The 3,614-nt window shown below is 44.8% G+C and carries 3 protein-coding genes; all 3 read right to left on the bottom strand.

The genetic code is table 11. From position 1 onward, the window contains the following. A partial coding sequence (locus tag E1189_RS02670; protein ID WP_196221107.1) for a polysaccharide biosynthesis protein occupies positions 1 to 1,419 on the bottom strand: 1,419 nt, incomplete at its 3' end. A gap of 285 nt (positions 1,420 to 1,704) precedes the next feature. Then, complete coding sequence (locus E1189_RS02665; RefSeq protein ID WP_155158513.1) at positions 1,705 to 2,253, bottom strand: sugar transferase; 549 nt, start codon at positions 2,251 to 2,253, stop codon at positions 1,705 to 1,707. Further along, entirely contained in the window at positions 2,250 to 3,215 is a 966-nt protein-coding gene (locus E1189_RS02660; protein ID WP_155158512.1) for a UDP-glucose 4-epimerase family protein, read from the bottom strand. The genes E1189_RS02665 and E1189_RS02660 overlap by 4 nt, the downstream gene beginning before the upstream one ends. Between the last annotated feature and the right edge of the window lie 399 nt (positions 3,216 to 3,614).

The following is a 3,614-nucleotide window of genomic DNA, read 5'->3' as shown; positions in this document are numbered from 1 at the left end:
AGGCTGCCCCATATCGAGCACAAACACCTCTCCCCCCCTGGCGATTGCCCCTGCCTGGATAACCAAAAGCGCAGCCTCAGGGATAGTCATAAAGTATCTGTTGATATCGGGGTGCGTGACAGTAATTGGCCCACCCAACCGAATTTGCTCTCTGAACAATGGGATCACAGAACCGCTGGATCCCAGCACATTACCAAAACGGACCATTGTGAAGCAGGTATTAACAGGAATGCTCTCACGACAGCTTGCGCCGAACTTTTCTGCATCATACAGGCTGACTTCTGCCTCGCCTGCAATAGCCTGAAGTACCATTTCAGCCAGTCGCTTCGATGCCCCCATGACATTAGTAGGCCTGACAGCTTTATCTGTTGAAATGAGGACAAATCTCTCAACCTGTGTCAGAACAGCAGCTTGGGCAGCATAAAGTGTACCCACTGTATTATTTCTTATTCCTTCCTCGATGTTGTGTTCCACCATAGGCACATGCTTGTAAGCCGCCGCATGATAAACCGTTTGCACAGAGAAACGCTTCATGGTTTCGATAAGGCGTGGTGGATTATTTACCGAGCCAAGTACAGCCGCCACCTGTGTGTCGGCACACTCCTCAAGGGTTCTTTGCATTTTAAGAGTGTCTTGCTCTACAGCATACAAATTGAACTCCGAGTGCTCATAAAGTACCAGGCACATGGGTTGAAGCCTGAGAATTTGTCTACATAACTCTGATCCAATGGAGCCTCCTGCTCCAGTGACCATCACGACTTTGCCAGTAATGTACTTGGCAAGCAGATCCTCTCTTGGAGCAACCTCTTCCCTTCCCAGAACATCCCCAATATCAACCTGCTGAATTTCCTGCATTCGCATTCTTCCGCTGGCAAGATCAGCCATGGCAGGAACTGTACGAATAGGTAGGCTGAACTTCTCCAGACTCTGAACTATTTCTTTTCGCCTGGAGCGGGTGGCTGAAGGTATGGCCAGTAAGATTTCCTGTGCCCCCGACTCTCGTGTCATCTGCTCAAAGTGTTTGGGGCCATAGATTTTCCTTCCTTGAATTGCACGACCTGTGTTGTCTCTCTTATCGTCCAGAAAAGCTACAGGTTGATATTCAATGCCTTTATCCAGTGCAGACATTAGCTGTACACCTGCTGCACCAGCTCCGTAAATAGCAACGGGGACACCATGTGTGGTATGTCCTTTTCTCTGGGGGAAGAATTCAGGGAAAATATCTGCAATGGTATCGCCAAGCAGCCATGCACGCATGATGTATCTGGATATTGTCATTGTTGGTAACAACAGCAACCAGTATATAAATGGGATAGAACGAGGGAGTACGCTTTGCCCTGAGACAAAGCCAGCCAACATCAAGCACAGTGTTGCGTAAGAGCATGCTTTTAGGATGTTGATTATGGAGTCTGACCCCATATAGCGGAGCACAGCCCTGTATAAGCCCATTCGAATTAAGAAGGGCAGCGTTACAAATACTGCTAAAAGGTAAGATGTAAAGTAGTGGTTAGGGGAGTCTGCAATACCTAGGCGAATGTAAAAAGACAACCAAAGGCAACCTAGTATGGCGGCAGTATCAAACGATAATCCGACAAGTCTTTTTTTGGCTCGAGGGAGGGATAATAGAATTTGGCGCATAGCTAACCTAGGATAGGATTTATTTTTTCATATCAGGGATATGAAGTTTTGCAAATTTGAAGGGTTTTATTTAACCCTATCCCCACTCCCCTTTCCCGCTACTGTAAGAAAAATATATCTAAAATAATCACGCCACGTTAACGTAGCGATCATTTTTTCATCGGTTTGAGCCAAAAGATCCGGGGTGGACATATCGATCTCATTGACTTGTGACAAGCCAGTGATTCCTGGTCTCACATCAAAAACTCCACACTTCTCACGTGCTAAGGTCAGCTCTTCCTGATTGAATAAACCAGGGCGTGGTCCTACTAAACTCATATCACCTTTGAGTACATTCCATAGCTGCGGCAATTCGTCTAACTTAGTTCCACGTAAAAAACGCCCAAAGGGGGTAATGGATGATGCGCTGGCCAAGTGGCTAGCAACAGAAGCTGTATCAACTTTCATCGTGCGAAATTTTACCAAAATAAAAGGTTGCTTTCCTTTACCTACACGCTTCTGGGTAAAAATAGGTGATCCGGTGTCAAAAAAACCGATAATAGTTAAAGCTAACAAAATAGGAAAACCACACAACAACCCAAGGAATGAAAAAACAACATCAAAAAAGCGAATCAATTGGTAACCTCCTTACTATCACTTTTATCAAAACACCGACGTAAACCTTCATCAACAGATATCGGTGGTTCCCAGCCAAGTAGGTTGCGTGCTTTAGAAATATCGATCTGTAAGGAACCGAATAAGCGTTGAGATAAATCTCTTTTTCCGAGTATTGCTGTACCAAGCATCAGTAAAAAGCTCGGCACCGATATCAGCCGCGATGGTTTACCCATCGCGAATGCAACCCTACGTAAGAACTCCGTTGTGGATAAGTCATCCCCATCACTAGCTAAAAATATTTGATTAGCAGCTGCAGGGTTCTCCATACAGGTGATAATAAGATGAACCAAATTATCCAAAGCTATATATGAGCGTCGATTATAAATAGCACCGAATGGCATTGGAATACCCTTTTCAACTAAACTTACAAGTCGTCCAAAATTACCTGGAGCACTAGGCCCATAGACGAGTGGCGGTCGGATAATTACAATCTCCATGCCAGTATCTCGATAAACATCCCACAACCTCTGTTCTGCTTCCAACTTTGACTGGGCATAGGGTTTGGTTGGACTAGGGTCATCACTCTCCGTGAACGGGTTAGTATTAACACTTCCATTCACGCCAATTGAACTGATAAATACAAAGCGTTTTACACCCGCTGCAGCCGCTTGGCGGGCAAGATTATACGTACCGTCTACATTAACACGACGGTACTCGATCAACGGGTCTAAAATTTCACCTTTCATGACATGAGCTCGAGCAGCTATATGTATAACAAGTGATTGATTAGTCAGTGCTTCTAGCCAAAATGTGTCTTTGTTGATATCACCAACAAAATACGCTTTGCAAAGATCAAAGTAGTAATTTGACCGCAAAGCTACCTCTACGTTAAATCGCTCGCATCCTAGCAAGTGACTCAATACAGATTTTCCAATAAAACCTGTTGCCCCAGTTACTAGAACATTAGTTTTTTCTTTCATTCTAATAAATTTTCCTATGATTACCCATGTGCAAAAGCGCTATGTACGGGACAATGTATGGTCCGCCCCGTTTTTGCAATGACAATTTATGATAACGGGGTTGGTCTGCGCTAATGTATTCGGAGTCTTTACTGGGAGGCTCCACGCATCCCGCTCTACGATGAGATCCGCTCTGGGTTGTCCTAAAAAAACTTACAGCATCATAACTGCTGAGTCCCGTATCAGGTTTTCAACCCAGTGGTCTGACCGTTTTCGTCATCATACTCACCATTGCAAAACCGGCTTAAAACTTCGCGAAATCAAACACTTTTCCTCTCATCATCACTGCCCAGGCAATCCTGGCCAACTTATTTGCTAAGGCAACAAGTGCAGGGAAAACGCACGAAACCCCTTGATACC

Source organism: Parendozoicomonas verongulae, from assembly GCF_009711465.1.
Lineage (GTDB): Bacteria > Pseudomonadota > Gammaproteobacteria > Pseudomonadales > Endozoicomonadaceae > Sansalvadorimonas > Sansalvadorimonas verongulae.
This window is presented reverse-complemented; position numbering and strand designations above follow the sequence as displayed.

Excerpts from the sequence above, each read along its gene's own strand:
- E1189_RS02660 (WP_155158512.1), bottom strand. The coding sequence starts at position 3,215 with ATGAAAGAAAAAACTAATGTTCTAGTAACTGGGGCAACAGGTTTTATT.